Source organism: Kitasatospora sp. NPDC058218 (genome assembly GCF_042882445.1).
Lineage (GTDB): Bacteria > Actinomycetota > Actinomycetes > Streptomycetales > Streptomycetaceae > Kitasatospora.
Window position 1 is genome coordinate 1 of the sequence record NZ_JBHVWC010000014.1, and the last position, 23,164, is coordinate 23,164.

Consider the following 23,164-nt stretch of genomic DNA (forward strand, 5'->3'; position numbering starts at 1 on the left):
CTGCGGTGCGGCGGGCTCCGGGCGGCGCGGACCGGGCTTGGGGATCCCGGCCGGCCGGGGCTTCGGCCCCGGGCGCGGGGGGGGCGGGGGGGGCCGGCGGCGCCGGGGGGGGGGGGGTTGCGGCCCCCCCCCCCCCCGGCCACCGCCCCGGCCCCGCCCGGACACGGGGAGGCCCCCGGGTCGCGAACGGACCCGGGGGCCTCCCGGTACACCTCGGTGTCGGCGCGTCGCCGACCCCCGGCCATGGTCAGCCGAGGTTGGCCAGCGCCTCGTTGAAGGTCTTCGACGGGCGCATCACGGCCGCGGCCTTGGCCGGGTCGGGCTGGTAGTAGCCGCCGATGTCGACCGGCGAGCCCTGAACCGCGATGAGCTCCTCGACGATGGCCTGCTCCTGGTCGGCCAGCGCCTTGGCCAGACCGGCGAACGCCTGGGCCAGCTCGGTGTCGGCGGTCTGCTGGGCCAGCTCCTGGGCCCAGTACAGGGCCAGGTAGAAGTGGCTGCCGCGGTTGTCGATGCCGCCGAGGCGGCGGCTCGGCGACTTGTCCTCGTTGAGGAAGGTACCGGTGGCGCGGTCCAGCGTGTCGGCCAGCACCTGGGCGCGGGCGTTGTCGGCGGTCTGGGCCAGGTGCTCGAAGCTGGCGGCCAGCGCGAAGAACTCGCCCAGGCTGTCCCAGCGCAGGTAGTTCTCCTTGACCAGCTGCTGGACGTGCTTCGGGGCGGAGCCGCCGGCGCCGGTCTCGAACAGGCCGCCGCCGTTCATCAGCGGGACGACCGACAGCATCTTGGCGCTGGTGCCCAGCTCCAGGATCGGGAAGAGGTCGGTCAGGTAGTCGCGCAGCACGTTGCCGGTGACCGAGATGGTGTTCTCGCCACGACGGATGCGCTCCAGCGAGAACTTGGTGGCCTCGACCGGGGTCTTGATCTCGATCTGCAGGCCGGCCGTGTCGTGCTCCGGCAGGTAGGTCTTGATCTTCTCGATCAGCACGGCGTCGTGCGCGCGGCCCTCGTCCAGCCAGAAGACGGCCGGGTCGCCGGTGGCGCGGGCACGGGTGACGGCCAGCTTGACCCAGTCCTGGATCGGCAGGTCCTTGGTCTGGCAGGCGCGGAAGATGTCGCCGGCCTGGACGGCCTGCTCCAGGACGACGTCGCCCTCGGCGTCGACGAGCCGGACGGTGCCGGCGGCGGCGATCTCGAAGGTCTTGTCGTGGCTGCCGTACTCCTCGGCCGCCTGGGCCATCAGGCCGACGTTCGGCACCGAGCCGATGGTGGCCGGGTCGAGGGCGCCGTTGGCGCGGCAGTCGTCGAGGACGGCCTGGTACACGCCGGAGTAGCTGCTGTCCGGCAGCACGGCCAGGGTGTCGGCCTCGTTGCCGTCCGGGCCCCACATGTGGCCGGAGGTGCGGATCATGGCCGGCATCGAGGCGTCGACGATGACGTCGCTCGGCACGTGCAGGTTGGTGATGCCCTTGTCGGAGTCGACCATGGCCAGGGCCGGGCCGTCGGCCAGCTCGGCCTCGAAGGAGGCCTTGATCTCGGCGCCGTTCGCCAGCTTGTCGAGACCGCCCAGGATGCCGCCGAGGCCGTTGTTCGGGTTCAGGCCGGCGGCGACCAGCGCGTCGCCGTACGCGGCGAAGGTCTTCGGGAAGAAGGCGCGGACCACGTGGCCGAAGATGATCGGGTCGGAGACCTTCATCATGGTGGCCTTGAGGTGCACCGAGAACAGCACGCCCTCGGCCTTGGCGCGGGCGACCTGGGCCGCCAGGAACTCGCGCAGCGCGGCGACGCGCAGCACCGAGGCGTCGACGACCTCGCCGGCCAGCACCGGAACGGACGGACGCAGCACGGTGGTGGTGCCGTCCTCGGCGACCAGCTCGATGCGCAGCGAGCCGGCGGAGGAGATCACCGCGGACTTCTCGGTGGAACGGAAGTCGTTCTGGCCCATGGTCGCGACGTTGGTCTTGGAGTCGGCCGTCCAGGCGCCCATGCGGTGCGGGTGCGTCTTGGCGTAGTTCTTGACCGACGCGGGGGCGCGGCGGTCCGAGTTGCCCTCGCGCAGGACGGGGTTGACCGCGCTGCCCTTGACCTTGTCGTAGCGGGCCCGGACGTCCTTGTCCTCGTCCGTCTGCGGGTCGTCCGGGTAGTCCGGCAGCGCGTAGCCCTGCGCCTGGAGCTCGGCGACGGCCGCCTTCAGCTGCGGGATGGAGGCCGAGATGTTCGGCAGCTTGATGATGTTGGCGCCCGGGGTCTTGGCGAGTTCGCCCAGCTCGGCGAGGGCGTCCTCGATCCGCTGGCCCTCCTCCAGACGCTCCGGGAAGCTCGCGATGATCCGCCCGGCGAGGGAGATGTCGCGGGTCTCCACCCGCACACCCGCCGTCGAGGCGTAAGCCTGCACCACGGGCAGGAACGAGTACGTTGCCAGGGCCGGCGCCTCGTCGGTGTGCGTATAGATGATGGTCGAGTCAGTCATCGGTACTCCGCTTCGCGTCTCCAACGTCTTGATGTCAAGATATCTCGTGTTCGCCCCTTCGCTCCACCTCCCCCCGCCCCGGAGTGCGCGCCGGCGCCCGGGCGGGCCGGCGGCGGTCAGCTCCACCGTCGTCCCGGGGCGGGCGCCGGGCAAGCGGAGCGGTGTGGCGGGCGGCCGCCCCGGAGGCGCGGTGCCGTCACCGGCGGGCGGCGCGGATGCGGGCCGACGCCGTCACCGGCGGGCCCCGGGCCGGGCCTGGGGCCGGATGCCGGGCGGGGCGTCGAGCCGGGCGTCGAACGCGGCCTCGTCGGCCACGAACCAGAGCTGGCCGCCCCGGTTGCTCTCCCGGACGAAGTCCCGCAGGGAGTCGCTGTCGGCGATGTGGCGCGAGATGTCGCCGACGACGGCCAGACCGACCCGGTAGGTCGCGAACTTCTGCACGATCCCGCCGGCGACCCGGGTGCTCAGCCGGAAGAAGTCGTCCTCGAAGCGCTCCACGGGCACCACGACCCAGGCGGCGCCGGCCCCGAACGCGTCGCCGATCAGATCGGTGGCGTCCCGCTCGTCGCGCACCGGCGGGCCGTCGGCGGCCAGGCGCAGGACGGTGACGGCGGGCTCAGGCATCTGCGTTCTCCTTGATCAGTGCGTTGACGATGACGAGCAGCTCGGCCGTGTCGGCCAGCTCGCCGAGGATGACCACCTTGAGCGTCGAGCGCTGCTCGTCGTGCAGGGTCTGGATGCGCAGCGGGCTGCCCTCGCGGGGGCCGGCGACCGCCGCCATCAGGGTGTTGGCCAGCCGGGCGGCCTCCGCGGTGTCGATCGCGTCGATCTGCACGATGGCCGAGGCCTCGGCATGGCGCCGCACCGCGGCCGGCACGGGCGCCGGTGCACCGGTGAACTCCGCGAGGTCCCCGGCGGCGATCCGGTACTGCTTGCCGATCCTGGTCGCCCGGAGGCGGCCGTCCCGGACGTAGCCGCGCACGGTGCGCACGTGCAGACCGAGCAGCTCGGCCACCTGCTCCACCGAGTAGTACTGCGCCACCAGGCGTCCTTCCTTCAGGCTTCCCTATCATTACGCAAACTACCATGAGGATGGGACAGATAGGTCGGATAGGGAAGGAAAGGATCGGGCCGGCGAAGGGAAGGGTAGGACCGGCAGAGGAGAAGCCCGAGGACCGTCAGGACTCCGTCAACACAGCACCGCATTCGGTCAACGCCGCGTCAGGAGAGCGCCCGACAGGCCGGAACCCCCCTAGCGTCGAAGTCAGCAGTTCCGGCAGGCCCCACCACTCCTCGGGAGCACCGCATGGCCCGCGTCGTCTGGCACGTCCCGGTCACCGTCACCGGATCCACCACCGCCCTCCGGCTCTTCCGCCTGCGCGACGGCCGCCGCTGCGCGGTGGGCTTCGCCACCACCGAGGCGCTGACCGCCCTCCTCGGGCCGGACCAGGCCTTCACCGAACTCGCCGAGCCGGCACTTCGCGCGCTCACCGCGCCGCTGGGCGTGGACGCCCTGGTGCTGGACCCGCGCCTGGTCGCGCCGCCCGCCAGGCCCGCCCGGGGGCCCGCAACCGCCGAGCCCGCCGCACCGGCCGCCCGGCCCCAGCTCCAGCACCGGTGACGGCGCTGCGGCTCGTCCCCGGCGCCCGGCCCCCCGGACCGGTACGCCGACCCGAGCCGGTACGCCGACCCGCTCCGGCCGCCGGGCCCGGGGAGGCCCCGCGCACCGCGGGCGGGCGGCCCTTGCACGCCCTGGTCCGGGTCGGCTTCGGCCCGGTACCGCTCGACTTCGACCGGCTGTCCGCCGAGTTCCCGGCGGTCCGGAGCGGATTCGCACTGGCCGGCGGCGCCGACCTCGAACTGCGCCTCGCCTGCACCGGCCCGGAGGAGTTGCGCGCGATCTCCACCGCGCTGATCCGCGCCGGCGCCGTACGGGTGCAGGTCGATCTCGTCCTGCGCACCCTGATGCCCGGTCCGCCGACCCTGCGGCCGGTTCCGTAGCCGGCCCGCCGGTGCCCTCACCGTCGTGTCACGACGGTGAGGGCGCCGGGGCCCACTCGGGTCAGCCGGTCTCGCGGGTGAGCACCGCGATGGCGGCCAGCAGCAGGGCGGAACCGGCCAGCAGGGCCGAAGTCACCGGTTCACCGAAGCAGAGGACGGCGATCAGTGCGGCGGCCGCCGGCTCCAGCAGCACGAGCACGGCGGCCGTGGCACCCGGTACGACCGTCAGGCCGGAGAAGTACCAGCGGTAGGCGAGCAGGGTGGGGACGGTCCCCAGGAAGAGCAGCCCGCCCGCCGTCAGCACCGGGCCGCCCGCGGTCGGCAGCACCCCCTCGACCGCGGCCAGGGGCAGCAGGCAGAGCATGCCCGTGGTGAAGGCACCCCCGCTCGCCCGGGCCGAACCGCCGCCACGCGCCCAGAGGGTGAGGCCGCTCTGCCCGGCGCCCGCCAGCACGGCGAGCGCGACGCCCAGCACCGGACGCGGGCCGGCCGCCGGGGCGGCGACCAGCAGCGCGAGGCCCCCCAGTGCGAGCACGATCGCGGCCGTCGCCCGCGCGCCGAGCCGCTCGCCGAGCAGCAGCCGGGCGCCGAGGCTGGTCAGCACCGGCCCCGCGCCGATGGTGATCAAGGTGCCGAGTCCGAGACCCGCGAACTGCACCGAACCGAAGTAGGCGCACTGGCTGATCGCCAGCCCGAGCCCGGTGAGCACGGCCGAACCGCGCGCTCCGGCACCGGCACGCCGCCGGCCGGTGGGGACGAGGGCCAGGCAGCCGGCCGCGACGGCGAAGCGCCAGAAGCAGACGGCCACCGGGCCGAGTCCGGTGGTGCGCAGCAGCAGCGCGGCGACGGCCCCGCCCACGCCCCAGGCGACGGCGGCGGCCGAGATGGACAGCAGGCCGTGCCGGAGCGGCACGGCGGCATGAGTGGACATGCGTTGGTTCTCCACGATGGTGAGCCGGGTGAGGTCCGCGGTGGGCGCGGGCGGCATCCATCGGCCCGGTGGCGAGGACGCCGCCCGGCCGGGAATCGTGGAGTGAGCCGCCCGCTAGCGGACGGGCGGCGGCAGGATCACGGAACGCATGAGGATCAGCCTACGCGGCCGGCCGGGGCCGACCCCTCCGCGACCGGGGCCGGGCGCTCGTGATCTTCTGCTTGCGGACCGCCGCGACGTACCGTCGGCGGTGGCGCGGTGGAAGTCGGCTTCCACCCCCGGGCCGAGAGGAACAGCAGCGTGGAGCACCTGACGTACGGCGAGGTCGAGGCGGCCGGACGGCGGATCGCGGGGCGGGTGCGACCCGTGGTCGTGGCGCCCGGGGACGACGCCGGGCGGGTCTGGCTGGCCCTGGAGTACCTCCAGCACACCGGCAGCTTCAAGGCGCGCGGGGCGCAGAACTTCCTGCTCGCGCACACCGAGGCGGGCACCCTGCCGGCCGCCGGAGTGACCATCGCCTCGGGCGGGAACGCGGGCCTGGCCTGCGCCTGGGCGGCCCGCGAGCTCGGCGTGCGGGCCACCGTCTTCCTGCCGGAGACCGCGCCCGCGGTCAAGGTCGCCCGGCTGCGCTCCTACGGGGCCGAGGTGCGGCTGGCGGGCCGCGAGTACGCCGAAGCGCTGGCCGCCTGCGAGGAGTTCGCGGCGGGCAGCGGCGCGCTCGCCTCGCACGCGTACGACCACCCGCTGATCGCGGCCGGGGCCGGGACGGTGCTGGACGAGATCCGAGCCCAACTGCCCGGCCTCGACACGGTGGTGGTGTCGGTGGGCGGCGGCGGGCTGTTCGCCGGAGTGGCCGCCGCGGCGCGCGCGCACGGCATCCGGGTGGTGGCGGTGGAGCCGGCGGGGAGCCGGGCGCTGGACGCGGCACTGGCGGCCGGCCGGCCGGTGGACGTCCCCGTGGAGTCGGTGGCCGCGGATTCGCTGGGGGCCCGCCGGGCCACCGCACTCGCCGTGCACGCCGCCCGACAGGACGGCGTCCGTACGGTGCTGGTGCCGGACACCGCCATCGTCCGGGCCCGGCAGGAGCTTTGGGACGAGCGCCGGATCGCCGTCGAGCACGCGGCCGCCACCGCGCTCGCCGCGGTGGCGGGCCCGGAGGGCGCGGACGGCGCGGCCGGTACGGACGGTGAGCGGATCGCCGTACTGCTCTGCGGCGCCAACACCGATCCCTCCGACCTGGTGGCGGCCGGCTGACCGGCCCGGACGGCCCCGGGGCGGCCCGGGGCCGGCTCAGCCGATGCCCTGCCGGTCCGGCACCAGGGCGAACGTGCGGACCTCGGGGTCGGTCAGCTGCTCGACCACCGAACGGTCCAACAGCCGCCGCTGATCGATGAGTTGGGGTCGGCGCTGCTCGGGGGCGATCCGCAGCAGGTCGTCCAGCGCGGCGGCCAGCCGGCGGGTCACCTGCGGGTGACCGGAGCCGCACAACCGGATCTCGGTGAACGCGAGGTCGACCACGGACTGCCAGTCCGGTACCGGCTCGACCAGCCGGACGGCGCCGGCCCGGTCGCGGAAGCAGAGGTCCCCGAAGCTCTCGTGGACGAGCATCCCGAGCAGTTGGTGGATCCGGTCGATCGCCTGCACGGCGGTGGTCGGGTCGTTGACGGCGGGCGAGAGGGCGCGGATCGCGATGTCGACCAGCTGCCGGAAGCCGAAGCTGAGGTCCTGGTGCATGGTGCGGTCGACGCCGACGTTGAGCGCCAGGGCGATCCCGCGCGGGCGCGGCGGGCGGTCGACGGCGCCGGTCACCCGGACGATCGGGGTGCCGGGCGTGATGAAGTCGCCGATCCTGGGCACGAGATGGAGCACCACGTCGTGCTTGCGGGCGATCCGCACCAGACGGCCGATGTTGACGTCGCGCAGCACTCCCGAACGCCCCTCGTGCAGCAGGGTGAGCGCCCGGTCGGGGACGCCCGGCGGCTGCGCGTCGGGCGGCATCAGCCGGTACTGGAGGATCACGGCCACCGACTCGTTCGCGACCCGGTCGATGACGTGCGGCACCCGCAGCAGCCGCATCGTGGACTGCACGTAGAGCACGAACAGGGCCAGGCTGAGCAGGACCAGCAGCAGGGACCCCAGGCCGGAGAAGATCGGCACCGAGGTGACCTTGGCCGGGTCGGTGGCGTCGTCGTAGCTGAGCTGGACGAGCAGGGCGAACAGGAAGGTGGCCAGGCAGACCGAGAAGGTGGCCTTGGTGAGCCGGCTGCGCACGTACAGCCGCAGCACGCGCGGGGAGAACTGGCTGGCGGCCATCTGCAGGGCGACCAGCGAGATCGAGAAGACCACGCCGATGAACGTCAGCATCGCCGAACTCACCGTCGAGACCACGCTCTTGGCCGCACTGGTGAACCGCATCAGCTCGTCCGCGGAGCCGGTCTCGGCGACGGTGGCGGTGACCACGGCCTCGTCCAGCCAGGCCGTCACGCCGGAGAGCAGCACCGCGGCGATGCAGGTGATCAGCGGGGCGAACCAGAAGGACTCCCGCAGGTGCTCGCGCAGCGGGGACAGCGGGCGGTAGCGGACGGGCCGACGATCGGTCATCGCCCCAGGCTAGGCCTTGTCCGGTCGATCTTGGCGGAGCAGCGCGCGGCTCCCCGGCCTCCGGCCGGGAGGTACCCCCATGGCGTATCCGGCCGGGCCGGTCGGCGGGAAGCGGGCCGGCGGGGCCGCCCCGTAGGAGCGGCCCCGGCTCAGTGCCCGCCGAGCGCCCGCCCGAGGGCGAGCGCGTCGGGGGCGGCGGCGGTGAGCAGACGGGCGTCGGGGTCGGGCAGGGTGAACAGGACGGTGTCACCGCTCACGGGCGGTGCGGGCGCCGGGTGACCGACGGTGAGCACCTGACCGATGGCGCGGTGGTCACCGAGGACGGCGGGGCCGTCCCACCCGGGCGCGCCGGGCCCCAGGTCGGTCTGCTGGTCGAGCAGGATCCGGCCGGCGCGGCGGACGGTGAGGCGGGAGGTGAGCCGGCCGGGGCCGGCGCCGCGGGCCCAGTCGTGGTGGCGACCGAGGATCTGCTCCTCGCGGTAGCGCAGCCGGGCGCCGGCGGCGAGGGTGATCCGGGTGTGCAGCACGAGGTGGCTGCCGGCGGCGGCGACCACGGGTTCGGGGCGCCAGTCGAGCCGGGCACCCTCCCCCACCACCAGTTCGACGTCGTACCGGGCCGGGCCCGGGCCGGGCAGGCTGATGGTGGCGGCCGCACTGGTGACGGTGAGGGCCGCGCCGTCGGCCACCTCGACCGCGAGTGCCAGCCGGTCGCCACCGAGCGGCGCGGCCATCGAGCCGACGATCACCACATGGGCTCCGCCGTCCGTGTCCCGGGTGCGGCGCGGGGCGAGCGGTCCGGCGCCGGACAGGACGGGCAGGGCGGTGGTGCCCCACCCGTCGGGCTCTGCGCGGATCCGGGCCCGGGCCACCAGCGCGGCCCGGGCCGGCGGGGCCGGGGCCGCCCGGGACGGGGTCGCCGCGGCCGGCACCACCCCGTCCGGGGCCGTTCCCGTGCGGACCGTCACGGCCGGGCGCGCCAGTCGGCCAGCCGCTCCCGGACCCAGGCGGCGACGGGTGCCACGCCGTCGGGCGAGGTGAGCGCGCAGAACACGGTCGGCAGCGGGCCCCGCTGTGCGGCGGCGTCCCGGGCCATCACGTCGAGGTCGGCGCCGACCAGCGGGGCCAGGTCGGTCTTGTTGATCACCAACAGGTCCGAGGTGGAGACCCCGGGCCCGCCCTTGCGCGGGATCTTGTCGCCGCCGGAGACGTCGATGACGAAGATCTGGTGGTCGACCAGGCCCCGGCTGAAGGTGGCGGTGAGGTTGTCGCCGCCGGACTCGACCAGGACGAGATCGAGCGGTCCGACCGCCTCCTCCAACTCCTCGACGGCCTCCAGGTTGGCGGAGATGTCGTCGCGAATCGCGGTGTGCGGGCAGCACCCGGTCTCGACGGCGGCGATCCGCTCGGGCGGCAGGACGGCGTTTCGGAGCAGGAACTCCGCGTCCTCGGTGGTGTAGATGTCGTTGGTGACGACGGCCAACGACAGCTCCGCGCGCAGCAGGCGGCAGAGCGCGGCGACGGTGGCGGTCTTGCCGGAGCCGACCGGCCCGCCGAGGCCGATCCGCAGGGCGCGCCGACGGGTACCACCGACGGTGGACGCGGAGGCGGTGGACGCGGAGGCGGTGGACGCGGAGGCGGCGGAGGCGGCGGAGGTGTAGGTGTGGCGGACGGGGGCGTCGACGGGGTCGGCGTGGTCACGATGCAAAGAGGCGGACCTTCCAGGAGTGGTGCTGCTCGGCGTAGACGTCGAGCAGCGGCGCGGAGGCGGCGGGCAGCGCGTCCGGGTCGCCGCACAGGGCGGCGGCGACGGCGGCCTCGGCCACGGCGTCGAGCTGGGGGGCGAGGCGGGCCAGCGCGGCCGCGACCTCGTACGGATCGAGGCCCAGGAGCCGCACACAGGCGGTGGCCGGGCCGTTGACGCTCTCGTGGGCGGCGGCGGTCGCGGCCTGGGCGGGGGCGAGAGCGGCGGCCAGGGCGGCGGTACCGAGGACGACGCTCTGGTGCGCGCCGCGCGGGAACTCGGCCGCCAGCCGGTCGAGTCCGGGGTGCGGCCAGGCCGCGCGGGCCGCCCGGAGCAGTTGGCGGCCGAGTCGGCGGCTGGTGGCGCGCAGGGCGGGTGAGGGGGTGCGGGCCTCGGCGGCCGCGTCGAGCCGGGCGGCGTCCTGCCCGGCGGCGGCCGCCGCGGCCAGGGCGGCGGACACCAGGCCGGTGGTGTGCAGCCGCCCGGTGAGGAAGGCCGTCATGCTCGCGGTGTCCCTCACCCGCCCGGCCCGGACCGCCGCCTCGGCGCCGCCGGAGTGGGCGTGCCCGCCGGCGGGGAACCGGCCGTCGGCGAGCAGCAGCAGCGCGGAGAGGCCCATCAGAAGAGGAAGTACCGCTGGGCGAGCGGCAGTTCGGCGGCCGGTTCGGGGGTGACGAGTTCCCCGTCGATGGTGACGGTGAAGGTGTCGGGCTCGACCCGGACGTCCGGGCGGGCGCTGTTGTTGACCATCTGCTCCTTGGTGACGCCGCGGGTGTTCCGGATCGCGGTGAACTCCTTGGCCACGCCGAGCTGTTCGGCGAGCCGCTCGGGCAGGCCGTCCTCGATCGCCGCCGCCGCCGTCAAGTTGAGCGAATTGGCCGCCGCCGAGCGCCCGGTGGCGCCGAACATCGGCCGGGGCAGCACCGGTTGGGGCGTCGGGATGGACGCGTTGGCGTCGCCCATCTGCGCCCAGGCGATCTGGCCGCCCTTGACCACGACGTCCGGTTTGGCGCCGAAGAAGGCGGGCGACCAGAGCACCAGGTCGGCGAGCTTGCCCGGTTCGACCGATCCGATCTCGCCGTCCAGGCCCTGGGCGACGGCCGGGTTGATGGTGTACTTGGCGACGTAGCGCCGGGCTCGGTGGTTGTCGGCCCGGCCGTCACCGGCGAGCGGGCCGCGCCGGGCCTTCATCACGTGGGCGGTCTGCCAGGTGCGCAGGACCACCTCCCCGATCCGGCCCATGGCCTGGGAGTCGGAGCTGATGATGGAGATGGCGCCGAGGTCGTGCAGGACGTCCTCGGCGGCGATGGTGGACGGCCGGATCCTGGACTCGGCGAAGGCGAGGTCCTCCGGGACGTGCGGGCTGAGGTGGTGGCAGACCATCAGCATGTCGAGGTGCTCGTCGACGGTGTTGACGGTGTGCGGCCTGGTCGGGTTGGTGGAGCTGGGCAGCACGTTCGCGGCGCCGACCACGGTGATGATGTCCGGCGCGTGCCCGCCGCCGGCGCCCTCGGTGTGGTAGGCGTGGACGCCTCGCCCGGCGATCGCCGCGAGGGTGTCGCCGACGAACCCGGCCTCGTTCAACGTATCGGTGTGGATGGCCAGTTGGGCGCCGGTCTCGTCACAGACCCGGAGGCAGGCGTCGATCGCCGCCGGGGTGGCGCCCCAGTCCTCGTGGATCTTGAAGCCGAGTGCGCCGGCCCGCAGCTGGTCGTGCATCGAGGCCCGGTTGACGGTGTTGCCCTTGCCGAGCAGGCCGATGTTGACCGGCAGGCCGTCCAGCGCCGCGAAGACCCGGCCGAGGTGCCAGGCGCCCGGGGTGATCGTGGTCGCCTTGGTGCCCTCGGCCGGCCCGGTGCCGCCGCCGACCAGGGTGGTGACGCCGGAGGCCAGCGCCTCGTCCACCAACTGCGGGCAGATGAAGTGGACGTGTGCGTCGACGGCCCCGGCGGTGGCGATCCGGCCGTTGCCGGAGATCACCTCGGTCTCCGGGCCGATCACCAGCCCGGGGTGGACGCCGTCCATGGTCTCGGGATTGCCGGCCTTGCCGAGCGCGGTGATCCGGCCGTCCCGGATTCCGATGTCGGCCTTGACGACGCCCCAGTGGTCGAGCACCACGGCGCCGGTGATGACGGTGTCCGCGGCGCCCTCGGCCCGGCTGGTCCGGGCCTGGCCCATCGACTCCCGGATCACCTTGCCGCCGCCGAAGACGGCCTCGTCGCCGCCGCGACTGCGGTCCTCCTCGACCTCGATCAGCAGATTGGTGTCACCGAGCCGGATGCGGTCGCCGGTGGTCGGCCCGTACAGGTCGGCGTAGCGTTCGCGGGTCAGCCAGAGGGCGGGCCGGTCAGTCATCGAGCGCCCCACCCGTCTCGCCGCGCAGGCCCAGGACTTCGCGCCGGCCTCCGATCGGGACGAGTTCGACCTCCACCGGGATGCCCGGTTCGAAGCGGACGGCGGTGCCGGCGGGGATGTTCAGCCGCAGGCCGCGGGCGGCCGCCCGGTCGAAGTCCAGCCCGGGGTTGGCCTCCCCGAAGTGGTAGTGCGAACCCACCTGGACGGGCCGGTCGGCGCCGTTGACGACGGTCAGCCGGGTGACGGCCAGACCGGCGTTGAGGCCGATCGCACCCTCCCCGTACAGGATCTGACCCGGAATCAGCCGCTCGGCGCTCACTGGATCGGCCCGTGCACGGTGACCAGCTTGGTCCCGTCCGGGAAGGTCGCCTCCACCTGGACGTCCGGGACCATCTCGGCGATGCCGTCCATGACGTCGGCCCGGGTGAGCACCTTGCGGCCGGAGTCCATCAGTTCGGCGACGGTCCGGCCGTCCCGGGCACCCTCCAGGACGTGCGAGGTGATCAGGGCGACCGACTCGGGGTGGTTGAGCCGCAGGCCCCGCGCCCGGCGGGAGCGGGCCACGTCGGCGGCCACGTGGATGAGCAGGCGTTCCTGCTCGTGGGGGGTGAGTTTCATCTGCGCGCACCTCAGGAGGGGGTTCAGAGCGCGCGGACACGACGCTGTGCCGCGGTGGTGGCGCATACCGTAGCGGACGAACCACCCGGACGGCAGGCCACCTCACCGATTCCGCCCGGTATCCCTATACGGTCCGCACTATTTCTATAACCCTAATTGCCGTCAATATTGCCTGATCTTGTGCGGAAGCTCAATTCCCGCTCAAATGCTGGACCTACTGGCGAGTCACGTAACACGCACATGAACAGAGGACCCCCTACCAGCGGGAATATCCCGCGAAGTAGGTAAACATTCAGTAATGAAATCTGTGCATAGGCCTATGAATACGCCTACTGTGTGGCAACTCTCCGCGCTCCCTCCGCCGGGGCCCCCACACCACAGAGAGATTTCGCATGGCATCCCTCAACCAGCTGTCCCCGCCGAGCACCGGCACTTCTCCCGACTCCGGGACACCCACCCACCGGTCGCTCCGCCGCGAGGTCGGCCTGATCGGCCTGCTGTGGGCCTCGGTGGGTTCGATCATCGGCTCCGGCTGGCTGTTCGGCGCCAAGAACGCGGTCATGGTCGCCGGTCCGGCCGCGCTCATCTCCTGGGGCATCGGCGCCGTCGCCATCGTGCTGCTCGCCCTGGTGCACGCCGAACTCGGCGGGCTCTTCCCCGTCGCCGGCGGCACCGCCCGCTACCCGCACTACGCCTTCGGCGGTCTCGCGGGCATGTCCTTCGGCTGGTTCTCCTGGCTGCAGGCCGCGACCGTGGCACCGATCGAGGTCGAGGCCATGATCGGCTACGCCGGCCACTGGGAGTTCGCCAAGAGCTTCCTGAACGACAACGGCACCCTCACCACCAGCGGCTTCATCGTCGCCGTGCTGCTGATGGGCGTCTTCGTCGCGGTCAACTTCCTCGGTGTGCGGGTGCTGGCCCGCACCAACTCGGTCGCCACCTGGCTGAAGATCTTCGTCCCGCTGCTCGCGATCTTCGTGCTGGCGCTGACCAACTTCCACGGCTCGAACTTCACCTCGCACGGCTTCGCCCCGTTCGGCATCAAGGGCGTGCTCGCCGCGATCAGCTCCAGCGGCATCATCTTCGCGCTGCTCGGCTTCGAGCAGGCCATCCAGATCTCCGGTGAGAGCCGCAACCCCAAGCGCGACATCCCGCGCGCCGTGCTCGGCTCGGTGGCCATCGGCACCCTGATCTACGTCCTGCTCCAGGTCGTCTTCATCGGTGCGCTGCCGGTCAGCTCCTTCGCCAACGGCTGGGACAAGCTCGACTTCCCCGGCATCGAAGGCCCGTTCGCCGGCCTCGCCACCCTGGTCGGCCTCGGCTGGCTGGCCTGGGTGCTCTACTTCGACGCCATCGTCTCCCCCGGCGGCACCGGCCTGATCTACACCACCTCCACCTCCCGGATCTCCTACGGCCTGAGCAAGAACGGCTACGCGCCGCAGAAGTTCGAGCAGCTGGACAGCCGCGGCGTGCCGTGGTTCGGTCTGATCCTCTCCTTCGTCACCGGTGTCGTCTGCTTCCTGCCCTTCCCGAGCTGGCAGGAGCTGGTCGGCTTCATCACCTCCGCCAGCGTGCTGATGTACGCCGGCGCCCCGCTGGCCTTCGGCGCCCTGCGCCGCCGCCTGCCCGCCCGCGAGCGCTCCTACCGGCTCCCGCTCGGCGGCGTGATCTCCCCGCTGGCCTTCGTGGTCGCCAGCCTGATCATCTACTGGGCCGGCTGGCACACCCTGTCCCGCCTGGGCATCGCGATCGTCCTCGGCTACGTCCTGCTCGGCAGCTACGCCGCGTACGCGATCCGCAAGGGCCTGCCGAACGCCCCGCGCCTGGACTGGCGGGCCGCCCAGTGGCTGCCGGTCTACCTGGTGGGCCTCGGCCTGATCTCCTGGCAGGGCGGCTTCGGCGAGGGCCGGGGCAACATCCCGATGTGGTGGGACATGGGCGTGGTCGCCGTCTTCGCCCTCGCCGTCTACTTCTGGGCGATCCGGGTCGCGCTGCCGGCCGAGGCGATCGAGCAGAACATCGAGGACATCGAGGTGGTCGACGCGGGCGGTCACTGACCCCTCGCCGCACGACACGGAACGGGCCCGCCGGTGTGCACCGGCGGGCCCGTTCCGTCGCCCGCTCGCCTCCGGGCTGTTCCGTCGCCCGCTCGCCTCCGGGCCGCTTGACCCGGCGCCGACGGTCGGCGCTCCCTCGCTCCTGCGTCGCTCCGTCCCTTCTCCCTTTCGGCACCGGCGCGGCCCTTCGGCTCGGGGCGGGTTCGGCGCGGGGCGGAGCTCAAGACGGACGGGGGTGCAGCTCAGTGCCGGCGGGGCACCGGCCCCGGGGGCCCGGGGCCGGCCCTTCGCCGCGGGGTGTGACGGCGCCTACAGCTTCAGGACCGTGCGCAGCGCCGTCTCCACCGCCGCCTCCGGGTCCGCCACCGCGTCCTCGCTGCGCCAGGCGACGAAGCCGTCCGGGCGGACCAGCACCGCACCGCCCGGCCGGACGCCGTGCAGCTCGCCGAAGTCGGCACCGGCCTCGGGTGCCAGGTCGTCCTCCGCTCCGGTGCCGATCCGGTAGGTGTCCAGCGGCACGGCCAACCGGTCGGCCGCCCGGCGGGCGCCCTGGTGCCAGGCCGTGCCCTCGGGACCGGTCAGCAGCACCATCGCCTGCTCGTACAGGTCGAGGGTGGAGAGCTTGACGCCCGCCCGCAGCAGCCACTGGTGCGGTGCCCGGCTGCCGGGTTCGCCGCCCGACTCGAACGCCTCGGGCACCACCGGGCCGGCCGCGTCGGTACCGGCCACCGCGCCCACCGGGTAGCGGTAGCCGAGCGCCACCGCCAGCACCCCGGCCTGCCGCCCGACGCCGGGGACCACCGCGTACCCGGGGTGGCTGTGCTCCGCCGAGCGTGCCGAGGCCCGCTCGCTGGTGACCTCCGCCACCGGGCGGCGCTCCTGCCCGTACGTCTCCAGCAGCCCCGGCCCGGCCCAGCCGCAGAGCACGGCGGCCAGCTTCCAGGCCAGGTTGTGGGCGTCCTGGATGCCGGTGTTCGAGCCGAACGCGCCGGTCGGCGACATCTCGTGCGCCGCGTCCCCGGCCAGGAAGACCCGCCCGGCGGCGTACTGCTGCGCCACCCGCTCGGCCGCGTGCCAGGGGGCCTTTCCGGTGACCTCGACTTCGAGGTCCGGCACTCCGACGGCGGCCCGGATGTGCCGGACGCACCGCTCGTCGGTGAAGGCCTCCAGCGGCTCACCGTGCTCGGGGTGCCACGGGGCGTGGAACACCCACTCCTCGTTGTTGTCCACCGGCAGCAGCGCGCCGTCGGCCTCCGGGTCGGTCAGGTAGCAGGCGATGAAGTGCCGGTCGCCCACCACCTCGGCCAGCCGCTTGGCCCGGAACGTGATGCTGACGTTGTGGAACAGCTCGCCCTTGCCGCTCTGGCCGATGCCCAGCGCCTCCCGCGCCGGGCTGCGCGGGCCGTCCGCCGCGATCAGGTACTGCGCCCGGACCGACCGCTCCTCGCCGGTCTCCCGGCTGCGCAGCAGCGCCGTCACCCCCTCGCCGTCCTGCTCGAAGGAGACCAGTTCGGTGCTGAACCGCAGATCGCCGCCGTACTCGCGGGCGGCCTTCAGCAGGACCGGCTCCAGGTCGTTCTGGCTGCACAGGCACCAGGAGCTGGGGCTGAACCGGGCCAGCCGGCCGCCCGGGTCGATCTCCCGGAACAGCCACTCCTGCTCCTCACCGGTCAGCGAGGGGGCCTGCAGGATGCCGTGGTTCGCGGCGAGCACGGAGGCGGCCTCGCGGATCGCCGGCTCGATCCCGGCCCCCCGGTAGAGCTCCATCGTGCGGACGTTGTTGCCTCGGCCACGCGGGTGACGCGAGGTGTCGGCGTGCTTCTCGACGAGCAGGTGTCTGACACCCAGTCGGCCCAGGAAGAGTGAGGCCGACAGCCCGACCAGCGAGCCGCCGACGATCAGGACCGGTACCCGGTCGTCAACCTTCGGATTCATCAATTGCTCCAGCCTGTACGGGGGTTCGCGGCCCGGCTGCGGGGCTCGGCGCCGCCCTCGGCGGGGCCTGCGCGCGCATCGGCCCCGCTCTTGCATCCCCCGTGGCGGGTGCCTTCTGCCGCCTCTTCGCTCGGATGGCCCGCATATCTCGCGCCACTCGTGGGGTCCGCGCACGATCGACCTCAGGCCTGGCCCCCACCCGCCCGGGCCGACCGCCACCGCACCGCCCTCCCCCGCCGGGGCCCGTCCGGACCGAAGCCGCCCGGCGCGCCCCGACGCGGACAGCCCCGAAGCAAGAAAGTGGATCATGACGACTCTGTCCGAACCGCAGGCCGAGCAGCACGCCGAGTCCCACACCCGGCTCCGCGTGATGCTGATGCTGGAGATCAAGGACGGCGCCCAGCAGCGCTTCCTCGACGTGTACGAGAAGCTGCGTCACCAGGTGGCCTCGGTCCCCGGCCACGTCAGCGACCAGCTCTGCCAGTCGATCAACGACCCGAGGCAGTGGCTCATCACCAGCGAGTGGAAGGACCAGGAGACCTTCCTGGAGTGGGTGGACAGCCCGGCCCACCGCGAGATGGTCAAGCCGATGCACGGCTGCGTCAGCGACACCTTCCGCTCGCTGCGCTACTCCATCCTCCGGGAGACCTCCGCGGCCGGCGCCACCGGCACCCGCAAGCCGGTGGACGTGCCGCCCGGCCTGCCGCGCACCACGCCCGCCGGACACGTCGGCCCGCCGCAGGCCGCCCCCGGCCCGGACGGGGTGGTCCGGCACGCCCTGACCTTCACCGTCAAGCCCGGCAGCGAGCACGAGGTGGCCCGGATCCTCTCCGGCTACACCTCCCCCAAGGCCGAGGTGGACGAGACCACCCGGCTGCGCCGCACCTCGCTGTTCATGCACGGCAACCGGGTGGTCCGGGCCGTCGAGGTGATCGGCAGCCTGGGCGACGCGCTGCGCCACGTGGCGATGCAGCCCGAGGTCCGGGCGGTCGAGGAGGCGATCAACCCGTACCTGGAGGAGGCCCGCCAGCTGGGCGACCCGCAGGCGGCCCGCGCCTTCTTCGCCCGGGCGGCGCTGCCCGCCGAGCACCAGGCGATCGCCAGTTCCCCGGCCTCCGGCCGGCTGCACCGGCACGCCGTGCTCTACCCGGTCAAGCCGGGCAACGGCGCGGCGGTGGCCGCTCTGCTCGCCGAGCACGACAACCTGGCCACCGCCGACCCGACCGGCCCGCTCGCGGCGAGCACCGTCTTCCACCGGGACGACGTCGTGGTCCGCCTGGTGGACCTGCGGGTACCGGCCGAGGCCGAACCGGCCGCCGCCCTCGGCGTGGCCGGCGAGCGCGAGGCCGCCGTCCTCGGCCGCCTGCTCGACCTCGGCTCCGAGAGCGACCTGCGCACCGTCGCCGGCCTGAGCGCCCTCCTCGCCGCCCGCGCCATGAGCCCGGTCACCGACCGCAGTTCACAGCTCACCTGACCGACCATCGGCCCTCCGCCGGCACCGACACCCGAAGGAAGAAACCATGTCCACGCAGTACCCACGGATCGTGCACGTCGACGAGGCACCGGAGAACCGCCGGCGCGGCGGCGACCTGCGCGCCATCCTCACCCCGACCACCTGCGGCGCCACCAGCGGTTTCATGGGCCTGGCCATCGTGCAGCCGGGCGAGCGGATCGGCGAGCACTACCACCCGTACTCCGAGGAGTTCGTCTTCGTGGTCTCCGGCGACCTGGAGGTGGACCTGGACGGGGAGACCCGCCTGCTGAAGCCCGACCAGGGCCTGATGATCCCGATCGACATGCGCCACCGCTTCCGCAACGTCGGCGACACCGAGGCCCGGATGGTCTTCCACCTCGGCCCGCTGGCGCCCCGCCCCGAGCTCGGCCACGTCGACACCGAGGAAACCGACGGAGCCGTGACCTCCGGTCCGCCGGAACACGCCAAGGTGGCTTCGTGACACGGCGGGTCGCCGTCACCGGGATCGGTGTGGTCGCGCCGGGCGGCGTGGGCGTACCGGCCTTCTGGCAACTGCTCACCTCCGGCCGGACGGCGACCAGGGGCATCACGCTCTTCGACCCCACCGGGTTCCGGTCCCGGATCGCCGCCGAGTGCGATTTCGACCCGGCGGCGCACGGCCTGAGCCCCGACGAGGTCCAACGGGCCGATCGTTACGTGCAGTTCGCGATGGTGGCGGCGGACGAGGCGCTCGCCGACGCGGGCCTGGACCTGGCGTCGGAGGATCCGTGGCGGATCGGCGTCTCACTCGGCACCGCCGTCGGCGGCACCACCCGGCTGGAGCACGACTACGCCCTGGTGAGCGCCGGCGGCGCACGCTGGGACGTGGACCACCGGCGGGCCGAGCCGCAGCTGCACCGCGCCTTCGCACCCAGCACGCTGGCCTCCGCGGTCGCCGAGCGCACCGGTGCGCACGGCCCGGTGCAGACCATCTCCACCGGCTGCACCTCCGGGCTGGACGCGATCGGCTACGCCTTCCAGGCGGTCGAGGAGGGGCGCGCCGACATCTGCATCGCCGGCGCCTCCGACTCGCCGATCTCACCGATCACCGTCGCCTGCTTCGACGCCATCAAAGCTACCAGCGAGCGCAACGACGACCCGGAGCACGCCTCCCGCCCCTTCGACGCCCACCGGGACGGCTTCGTGCTCGGCGAGGGCGGCGCCGTCCTGGTGCTGGAGGAGCTGGAGCACGCCCGGCGGCGCGGCGCCCGGATCTACGGCGAGATCGGCGGCTTCGCCACCTTCGGCAACGCCTACCACATGACCGGCCTCACCCAGGAGGGGCTGGAGATGTCCCGGGCGATCGACGAGGCGCTCGCCCACGCCCGGGTGAACCGCACCGACGTCGACTACGTCAACGCGCACGGCTCGGGCACCAAGCAGAACGACCGGCACGAGACGGCGGCCGTCAAGCGCTCGCTGGGCGAGCACGCGTACGAGACGCCGATGAGCTCGATCAAGTCGATGGTCGGGCACTCGCTCGGCGCGATCGGCGCGATCGAGGTGGTCGCCTGCACCCTCGCACTCGCCCACGGCGTGGTACCGCCGACCGCCAACTACGAGACTCCGGACCCGGAGTGCGACCTCGACTACGTGCCGCGCACCGCGCGCGAGCTGCCGCTCCGTCACATTCTGTCGGTCGGCAGCGGATTCGGCGGATTCCAGTCCGCCGTCGTGCTCAACAGAACGGGGTGAGATCCATGACGTCACGTCAGCAGGGCCGCCGGGCGGTGGTCACCGGCCTCGGCGTGGTCGCGCCGAACGGCGTGGGGGCCGACGCCTTCTGGAAGGCCACCAGGCAGGGCGTGAGCGTCCTCGACCGGATATCCCGCGAGGGCTGCGCGGACCTTCCGCTGCGCATCGCGGGCCAGGTACGGGACTTCGATCCGAGGTCCGCGATCGACAGCCGCTACCTGGTACAGACCGACCGCTTCACGCACTACGCGATGGCCGCCGCCGACCTGGCGGTGGCGGACGCCGGGTTCGTTCCCGATCCCGACCGGCCGTTCGGGGTGGGCGTGGTGACCGCGGCCGGCTCCGGCGGCGGCGAGTTCGGGCAGCGCGAGTTGCAGCAACTCTGGGGACAGGGACCGCAGTTCGTCGGGCCCTACCAGTCCATCGCCTGGTTCTACGCGGCCAGCACCGGCCAGGTCTCGATCCGCGGCGGCTACAAGGGCCCGTGCGGGGTGGTCGCCAGCGACGAGGCCGGCGGCCTGGACGCCCTCGCACACGCCGCCCGGTCCATCATGCGCGGCACCGACGCCGTGGTGGCCGGGGCGGCCGAGGCCCCGCTGGCGCCCTACTCGATGGTCTGCCAGCTCGGCTATCCCGAGCTCAGCCTCGCCGACCGGCCGGACCGGGCCTACCTCCCGTTCTCCGCCGAGGCGAACGGCTTCGCCCCCGCCGAGGGCGGCGCGATGCTGCTGCTGGAGGACGAGGAGACGGCCCGCCGGCGCGGTGCCACCGTCCGCGCGTACCTGGCCGGGCACGGCGCGACCTTCACCGGCGCCTCCCGCTGGGAGGAGTCCCGCGAAGGGCTGGCCAACGCCGTCCGGATCGCGCTCGACCAGGCCCGGATCGCCCCGGAGGAGGTCGACGTGGTCTTCGCCGACGCCCTCGGCGTCCCGGCCGCCGACCGCGCCGAGGCACTCGCCCTGGCCGACGCCCTCGGCCCGTACGCCGAGCGGGTACCGGTGACCGCGCCGAAGGCCGGCACCGGACGGGCCTACTGCGGCGCCCCGCTGCTGGACACCGCCGCCGCGGTGCTCGCCATGGAGGACGGCGTGGTGCCGCCCACCCCGAACGTCACCGAGGTCTGCCACGACCTCGCCCTGGTGACCGGCCGCGCCCGCCCGGCCGAACTGCGCACCGCACTGGTGCTCAGCCGCGGGCTGATGGGCTCCAACGCCGCACTGGTGCTCCGGCGCGGCGACCAGGCCTGACCGAACCACTGCTTTCGCAACGAACTGAAGGGAACATCCCGTGAGCAACACACTCAGCCACCCCGAGTTGGCCGCGCTGATCCAGGCCCGGGCCGGCGTGGTGATCGACCCGCTCGACCTGGAGCGCCCCGGCGCCAGCTTCGACGACTTCGGCGTGGACTCCCTCGGTCTGCTCGGCGTGGTCGGCGAGCTGGAGAACCGGCACGGCGTGAAGGTCACCAACGGAGCGGAGTCGGCGAAGACGCCGGCCGAGTTCCTCGACCTGGTGAACTCCTCGTTCGCCACGAAGGCCGGTGCCTGAGATGCCCGGACACACGGACAACGAGATCGTCATCGCCGCGCCGCTCGACCTGGTCTGGGAGATCACCAACGACCTGGAGAACTGGCCGCAGCTGTTCAGCGAGTACGCCTCGGTCGAGGTGCTGGAGCGCGACGGCGACAGTGTGCGCTTCCGGCTCACCATGCACCCCGACGAGAACGGCCAGATCTGGAGCTGGGTCTCCGAGCGCACCACCGACCGGGCCTCGCTCGCGGTGCGCGCCCGCCGGGTCGAGCCCGGCCCGTTCGAGTTCATGGACATCCGTTGGGAGTACGCGGAGGTCCCGGCCGGCACGAAGATGCGCTGGGTCCAGGACTTCGCGATGAAGCCCACCGCGCCGGTCGACGACGACGGCATGGTGAACCACATCAACCGCAACTCGCGCGTCCAGATGCAGCTGATCCGCGAGAAGGTCGAGAAGCAGGCGGGGGAGGTCTGAGCCGGATGCACCGCGCACTGATCGTCGCCCGGATGAAGCCGGACGCCGCCCACGGCATCGCCGAGGTGTTCGCCGAGTCCGACCGGGGCGAGCTGCCGGACCTGATCGGCGTCACGGGGCGCAGCCTCTTCCAGTTCGGCGACGTCTACCTGCACCTGATCGAGGCGGACCGACCGCCGGGCCCGGCGGTCGCCAAGGTGGTCGGGCACCCGGAGTTCCGGGACGTCAGCGACCGCCTCACCGCCTACGTCCAGGCCTACGACCCGGCCACCTGGCGGGGGCCCAAGGACGCCATGGCGCACGAGTTCTACCGGTGGGAGCGCGGCGGCGCGGGCTGACCGCGCCACCCACCGCAGCGGGCCGCCCCCCCGGCGCAGGTCGGGGGGCGGCCCGCTGCGCACGGGCGGCGGCGCGCCGGCCCGTGCGCAGGCACCGTCAGGGGCACTGCCTCCAGGCGAGGTGGTAGGTGGTGTTGATGCTGCCGTCGGTGGAGTCCATGGTCATGAAGCTGGTGGTCCGGTTCGGGTCCGAGGTGCCGGCGCTGACCCGGAGTTCGGTGTTGATGTTGAAGTTGCGGAGCTCGCCGCAGGGCGCCCAGACCAGGGCCGCCACGGCGACGCTGTCGGTCGCCTGCCAGCTGTCGTCGACCGCCCCGGTGAACCGGTGGCTGAGCTTGGTGGTCTGGGGCGAGCCCTGGAAGTAGTAGTTCGCCTGCTGCACGGCGCTCGCCCCCTTCTCCAGGTGCGCGTAGCCCCGGTAGTCGGCGGCGGCGATCGCGTAGGTGAAGCCCTGCGGGACGTGGACGTTCAGGTTGAGCTGACAGTTCTTCCGGAAGTCGGTGGGCTTGGAGCCGACGCCCACCTGGGCGATGTAGTCGCTGTAGGTGACGGTGAAGGCCGTGTTGTCCGGGGAGACGGCGATGGCGGCCGTGCCGGCCGGGCAGCCGGATCCGTTGACGGTGGCCACGTCGATGACGATCTTGTCCGGCGGCGGCGTGGTCCAGCTGGTCGAGGCGGATCCACCGCCGACACCGGTGAGCGAGGAGCCGAGCAGCGCTGCCGCCGCACCCCCGAGGGCCATCATGCGTACAGTCACGGGCGTTTCCTTCCGTCGGCCCGCCGGTACCAGGCCGCGCACCCCCACGTGCGAGCCATCCAGCGGGTTGTCGAGTACATGTCACCACCGCGAGACCGGTGCGGCCAGGGGCGCGGACCGGCGCATCACGAAGCGCCGGGGCGGACCGGC

24 protein-coding genes are annotated in these 23,164 nt (G+C 73.4%); 11 read left to right on the top strand and 13 right to left on the bottom strand.

The features are described from left to right. Positions 1-247 precede the first annotated feature (247 nt). From ACFVYI_RS10950 to ACFVYI_RS10960, 3 genes are all read right to left on the bottom strand, one after another. The gene (locus ACFVYI_RS10950) at positions 248-2,467 is read right to left on the bottom strand and encodes an NADP-dependent isocitrate dehydrogenase (protein ID WP_387883369.1); all 2,220 of its coding nucleotides are present in this window, start codon (positions 2,465-2,467) and stop codon (positions 248-250) included. Between the two features lie 231 nt (positions 2,468-2,698). Beyond that, positions 2,699-3,091: a DUF4180 domain-containing protein gene (locus tag ACFVYI_RS10955; protein WP_387883371.1), complete on the bottom strand. Its 393-nt coding sequence runs from the start codon at positions 3,089-3,091 to the stop codon at positions 2,699-2,701. After that, the gene (locus ACFVYI_RS10960) at positions 3,084-3,509 is read right to left on the bottom strand and encodes a helix-turn-helix domain-containing protein (RefSeq protein ID WP_387883374.1); all 426 of its coding nucleotides are present in this window, start codon (positions 3,507-3,509) and stop codon (positions 3,084-3,086) included. Before ACFVYI_RS10960 ends, ACFVYI_RS10955 begins: the two co-directional genes overlap by 8 nt. Before the next feature lie 264 nt (positions 3,510-3,773). Between ACFVYI_RS10960 and ACFVYI_RS10965 the strand changes: the two genes are divergently transcribed. Then, positions 3,774-4,088, top strand: coding sequence for an SAV_915 family protein (locus ACFVYI_RS10965; protein ID WP_387883377.1), 315 nt, complete (start codon positions 3,774-3,776; stop codon positions 4,086-4,088). A gap of 122 nt (positions 4,089-4,210) precedes the next feature. After that, the gene (locus tag ACFVYI_RS10970; RefSeq protein WP_387883380.1) at positions 4,211-4,468 is read left to right on the top strand and encodes a hypothetical protein; all 258 of its coding nucleotides are present in this window, start codon (positions 4,211-4,213) and stop codon (positions 4,466-4,468) included. A 61-nt stretch (positions 4,469-4,529) separates the two neighbouring features. On the opposite strand, the gene ACFVYI_RS10975 is transcribed toward ACFVYI_RS10970, so the two are convergent. Next, positions 4,530-5,399 carry an EamA family transporter gene (locus tag ACFVYI_RS10975; protein ID WP_387883383.1) on the bottom strand — a complete coding sequence of 290 codons (870 nt, stop codon included), beginning with the start codon at positions 5,397-5,399 and terminating at the stop codon, positions 4,530-4,532. 300 nt (positions 5,400-5,699) lie between these two features. Here ACFVYI_RS10975 and ACFVYI_RS10980 point away from each other — a divergent pair, with 300 nt between their 5' ends. Further along, positions 5,700-6,653, top strand: coding sequence for a serine/threonine dehydratase (locus ACFVYI_RS10980; RefSeq protein ID WP_387883385.1), 954 nt, complete (start codon positions 5,700-5,702; stop codon positions 6,651-6,653). A gap of 36 nt (positions 6,654-6,689) precedes the next feature. Here ACFVYI_RS10980 and ACFVYI_RS10985 read toward each other — a convergent pair whose 3' ends face one another. From ACFVYI_RS10985 to ACFVYI_RS11015, 7 genes are all read right to left on the bottom strand, one after another. Next, positions 6,690-8,000, bottom strand: a complete 1,311-nt coding sequence (locus ACFVYI_RS10985; protein ID WP_387883387.1) for a DUF2254 domain-containing protein — start codon at positions 7,998-8,000, stop codon at positions 6,690-6,692. 149 nt (positions 8,001-8,149) lie between these two features. Next, positions 8,150-8,965: an urease accessory protein UreD gene (locus ACFVYI_RS10990; RefSeq protein ID WP_387883389.1), complete on the bottom strand. Its 816-nt coding sequence runs from the start codon at positions 8,963-8,965 to the stop codon at positions 8,150-8,152. Then, a complete protein-coding gene (gene ureG / locus ACFVYI_RS10995) occupies positions 8,962-9,705 on the bottom strand; it encodes an urease accessory protein UreG (RefSeq protein WP_387883392.1) in 744 nt (247 codons plus the stop codon). Before ureG ends, ACFVYI_RS10990 begins: the two co-directional genes overlap by 4 nt. Beyond that, entirely contained in the window at positions 9,695-10,360 is a 666-nt protein-coding gene (locus ACFVYI_RS11000) for an urease accessory protein UreF (RefSeq protein ID WP_387883395.1), read from the bottom strand. The genes ureG and ACFVYI_RS11000 overlap by 11 nt, the downstream gene beginning before the upstream one ends. Beyond that, on the bottom strand, positions 10,360-12,096 hold the full coding sequence (locus tag ACFVYI_RS11005) for an urease subunit alpha (RefSeq protein ID WP_387883397.1): 1,737 nt from the start codon (positions 12,094-12,096) through the stop codon (positions 10,360-10,362). Before ACFVYI_RS11005 ends, ACFVYI_RS11000 begins: the two co-directional genes overlap by 1 nt. After that, positions 12,089-12,400 (bottom strand): urease subunit beta, encoded by a 312-nt coding sequence (locus ACFVYI_RS11010; RefSeq protein ID WP_387883687.1) that lies wholly within the window; start codon positions 12,398-12,400, stop codon positions 12,089-12,091. Before ACFVYI_RS11010 ends, ACFVYI_RS11005 begins: the two co-directional genes overlap by 8 nt. An 11-nt stretch (positions 12,401-12,411) precedes the next feature. Further along, positions 12,412-12,714, bottom strand: coding sequence for an urease subunit gamma (locus ACFVYI_RS11015; RefSeq protein WP_387883400.1), 303 nt, complete (start codon positions 12,712-12,714; stop codon positions 12,412-12,414). Between the two features lie 392 nt (positions 12,715-13,106). Between ACFVYI_RS11015 and ACFVYI_RS11020 the strand changes: the two genes are divergently transcribed. Beyond that, positions 13,107-14,771 carry an APC family permease gene (locus ACFVYI_RS11020; RefSeq protein ID WP_387883403.1) on the top strand — a complete coding sequence of 555 codons (1,665 nt, stop codon included), beginning with the start codon at positions 13,107-13,109 and terminating at the stop codon, positions 14,769-14,771. Positions 14,772-15,080: 309 nt separating this feature from the next. Here the strand turns inward: ACFVYI_RS11020 and ACFVYI_RS11025 are convergent, their stop codons facing one another. Continuing rightward, complete coding sequence (locus ACFVYI_RS11025; RefSeq protein ID WP_387883404.1) at positions 15,081-16,706, bottom strand: FAD-dependent oxidoreductase; 1,626 nt, start codon at positions 16,704-16,706, stop codon at positions 15,081-15,083. Between the two features lie 307 nt (positions 16,707-17,013). On the opposite strand from ACFVYI_RS11025, the gene ACFVYI_RS11030 reads away from it, so the two are divergent. From ACFVYI_RS11030 to ACFVYI_RS11060, 7 genes are read left to right on the top strand one after another with little or no spacing between them, the layout of a single operon-like run. After that, positions 17,014-18,180: a SchA/CurD-like domain-containing protein gene (locus ACFVYI_RS11030; RefSeq protein ID WP_387883407.1), complete on the top strand. Its 1,167-nt coding sequence runs from the start codon at positions 17,014-17,016 to the stop codon at positions 18,178-18,180. A 46-nt stretch (positions 18,181-18,226) separates the two neighbouring features. Next, entirely contained in the window at positions 18,227-18,661 is a 435-nt protein-coding gene (locus tag ACFVYI_RS11035) for a cupin domain-containing protein (protein ID WP_360625612.1), read from the top strand. Further along, positions 18,658-19,914, top strand: a complete 1,257-nt coding sequence (locus ACFVYI_RS11040) for a beta-ketoacyl-[acyl-carrier-protein] synthase family protein (protein WP_387883410.1) — start codon at positions 18,658-18,660, stop codon at positions 19,912-19,914. The genes ACFVYI_RS11035 and ACFVYI_RS11040 overlap by 4 nt, the downstream gene beginning before the upstream one ends. A gap of 5 nt (positions 19,915-19,919) precedes the next feature. Then, positions 19,920-21,161 (top strand): beta-ketoacyl synthase N-terminal-like domain-containing protein, encoded by a 1,242-nt coding sequence (locus ACFVYI_RS11045; RefSeq protein ID WP_387883413.1) that lies wholly within the window; start codon positions 19,920-19,922, stop codon positions 21,159-21,161. Between the two features lie 40 nt (positions 21,162-21,201). Next, positions 21,202-21,462 (top strand): acyl carrier protein, encoded by a 261-nt coding sequence (locus ACFVYI_RS11050; protein WP_329490975.1) that lies wholly within the window; start codon positions 21,202-21,204, stop codon positions 21,460-21,462. Between the two features lies 1 nt (position 21,463). After that, positions 21,464-21,919 carry an SRPBCC family protein gene (locus ACFVYI_RS11055; protein WP_360625621.1) on the top strand — a complete coding sequence of 152 codons (456 nt, stop codon included), beginning with the start codon at positions 21,464-21,466 and terminating at the stop codon, positions 21,917-21,919. 5 nt (positions 21,920-21,924) lie between these two features. After that, entirely contained in the window at positions 21,925-22,257 is a 333-nt protein-coding gene (locus ACFVYI_RS11060) for a TcmI family type II polyketide cyclase (protein ID WP_387883417.1), read from the top strand. 97 nt (positions 22,258-22,354) lie between these two features. On the opposite strand, the gene ACFVYI_RS11065 is transcribed toward ACFVYI_RS11060, so the two are convergent. Beyond that, positions 22,355-23,002, bottom strand: a complete 648-nt coding sequence (locus ACFVYI_RS11065; protein WP_387883689.1) for a DUF4360 domain-containing protein — start codon at positions 23,000-23,002, stop codon at positions 22,355-22,357. Positions 23,003-23,164: the final 162 nt, after the last annotated feature.

Excerpts from the sequence above, each read along its gene's own strand:
- ACFVYI_RS10950 (WP_387883369.1), bottom strand. The coding sequence starts at position 2,467 with ATGACTGACTCGACCATCATCTATACGCACACCGACGAGGCGCCGGCC.
- ACFVYI_RS10955 (WP_387883371.1), bottom strand. The coding sequence starts at position 3,091 with ATGCCTGAGCCCGCCGTCACCGTCCTGCGCCTGGCCGCCGACGGCCCG.
- ACFVYI_RS10965 (WP_387883377.1), top strand. The coding sequence starts at position 3,774 with ATGGCCCGCGTCGTCTGGCACGTCCCGGTCACCGTCACCGGATCCACC.
- ACFVYI_RS10975 (WP_387883383.1), bottom strand. The coding sequence starts at position 5,399 with ATGTCCACTCATGCCGCCGTGCCGCTCCGGCACGGCCTGCTGTCCATC.
- ACFVYI_RS10985 (WP_387883387.1), bottom strand. The coding sequence starts at position 8,000 with ATGACCGATCGTCGGCCCGTCCGCTACCGCCCGCTGTCCCCGCTGCGC.
- ACFVYI_RS11000 (WP_387883395.1), bottom strand. The coding sequence starts at position 10,360 with ATGGGCCTCTCCGCGCTGCTGCTGCTCGCCGACGGCCGGTTCCCCGCC.
- ACFVYI_RS11005 (WP_387883397.1), bottom strand. The coding sequence starts at position 12,096 with ATGACTGACCGGCCCGCCCTCTGGCTGACCCGCGAACGCTACGCCGAC.
- ACFVYI_RS11015 (WP_387883400.1), bottom strand. The coding sequence starts at position 12,714 with ATGAAACTCACCCCCCACGAGCAGGAACGCCTGCTCATCCACGTGGCC.
- ACFVYI_RS11020 (WP_387883403.1), top strand. The coding sequence starts at position 13,107 with ATGGCATCCCTCAACCAGCTGTCCCCGCCGAGCACCGGCACTTCTCCC.
- ACFVYI_RS11025 (WP_387883404.1), bottom strand. The coding sequence starts at position 16,706 with ATGAATCCGAAGGTTGACGACCGGGTACCGGTCCTGATCGTCGGCGGC.
- ACFVYI_RS11030 (WP_387883407.1), top strand. The coding sequence starts at position 17,014 with ATGACGACTCTGTCCGAACCGCAGGCCGAGCAGCACGCCGAGTCCCAC.
- ACFVYI_RS11035 (WP_360625612.1), top strand. The coding sequence starts at position 18,227 with ATGTCCACGCAGTACCCACGGATCGTGCACGTCGACGAGGCACCGGAG.
- ACFVYI_RS11045 (WP_387883413.1), top strand. The coding sequence starts at position 19,920 with ATGACGTCACGTCAGCAGGGCCGCCGGGCGGTGGTCACCGGCCTCGGC.
- ACFVYI_RS11055 (WP_360625621.1), top strand. The coding sequence starts at position 21,464 with ATGCCCGGACACACGGACAACGAGATCGTCATCGCCGCGCCGCTCGAC.
- ACFVYI_RS11060 (WP_387883417.1), top strand. The coding sequence starts at position 21,925 with ATGCACCGCGCACTGATCGTCGCCCGGATGAAGCCGGACGCCGCCCAC.
- ACFVYI_RS11065 (WP_387883689.1), bottom strand. The coding sequence starts at position 23,002 with ATGATGGCCCTCGGGGGTGCGGCGGCAGCGCTGCTCGGCTCCTCGCTC.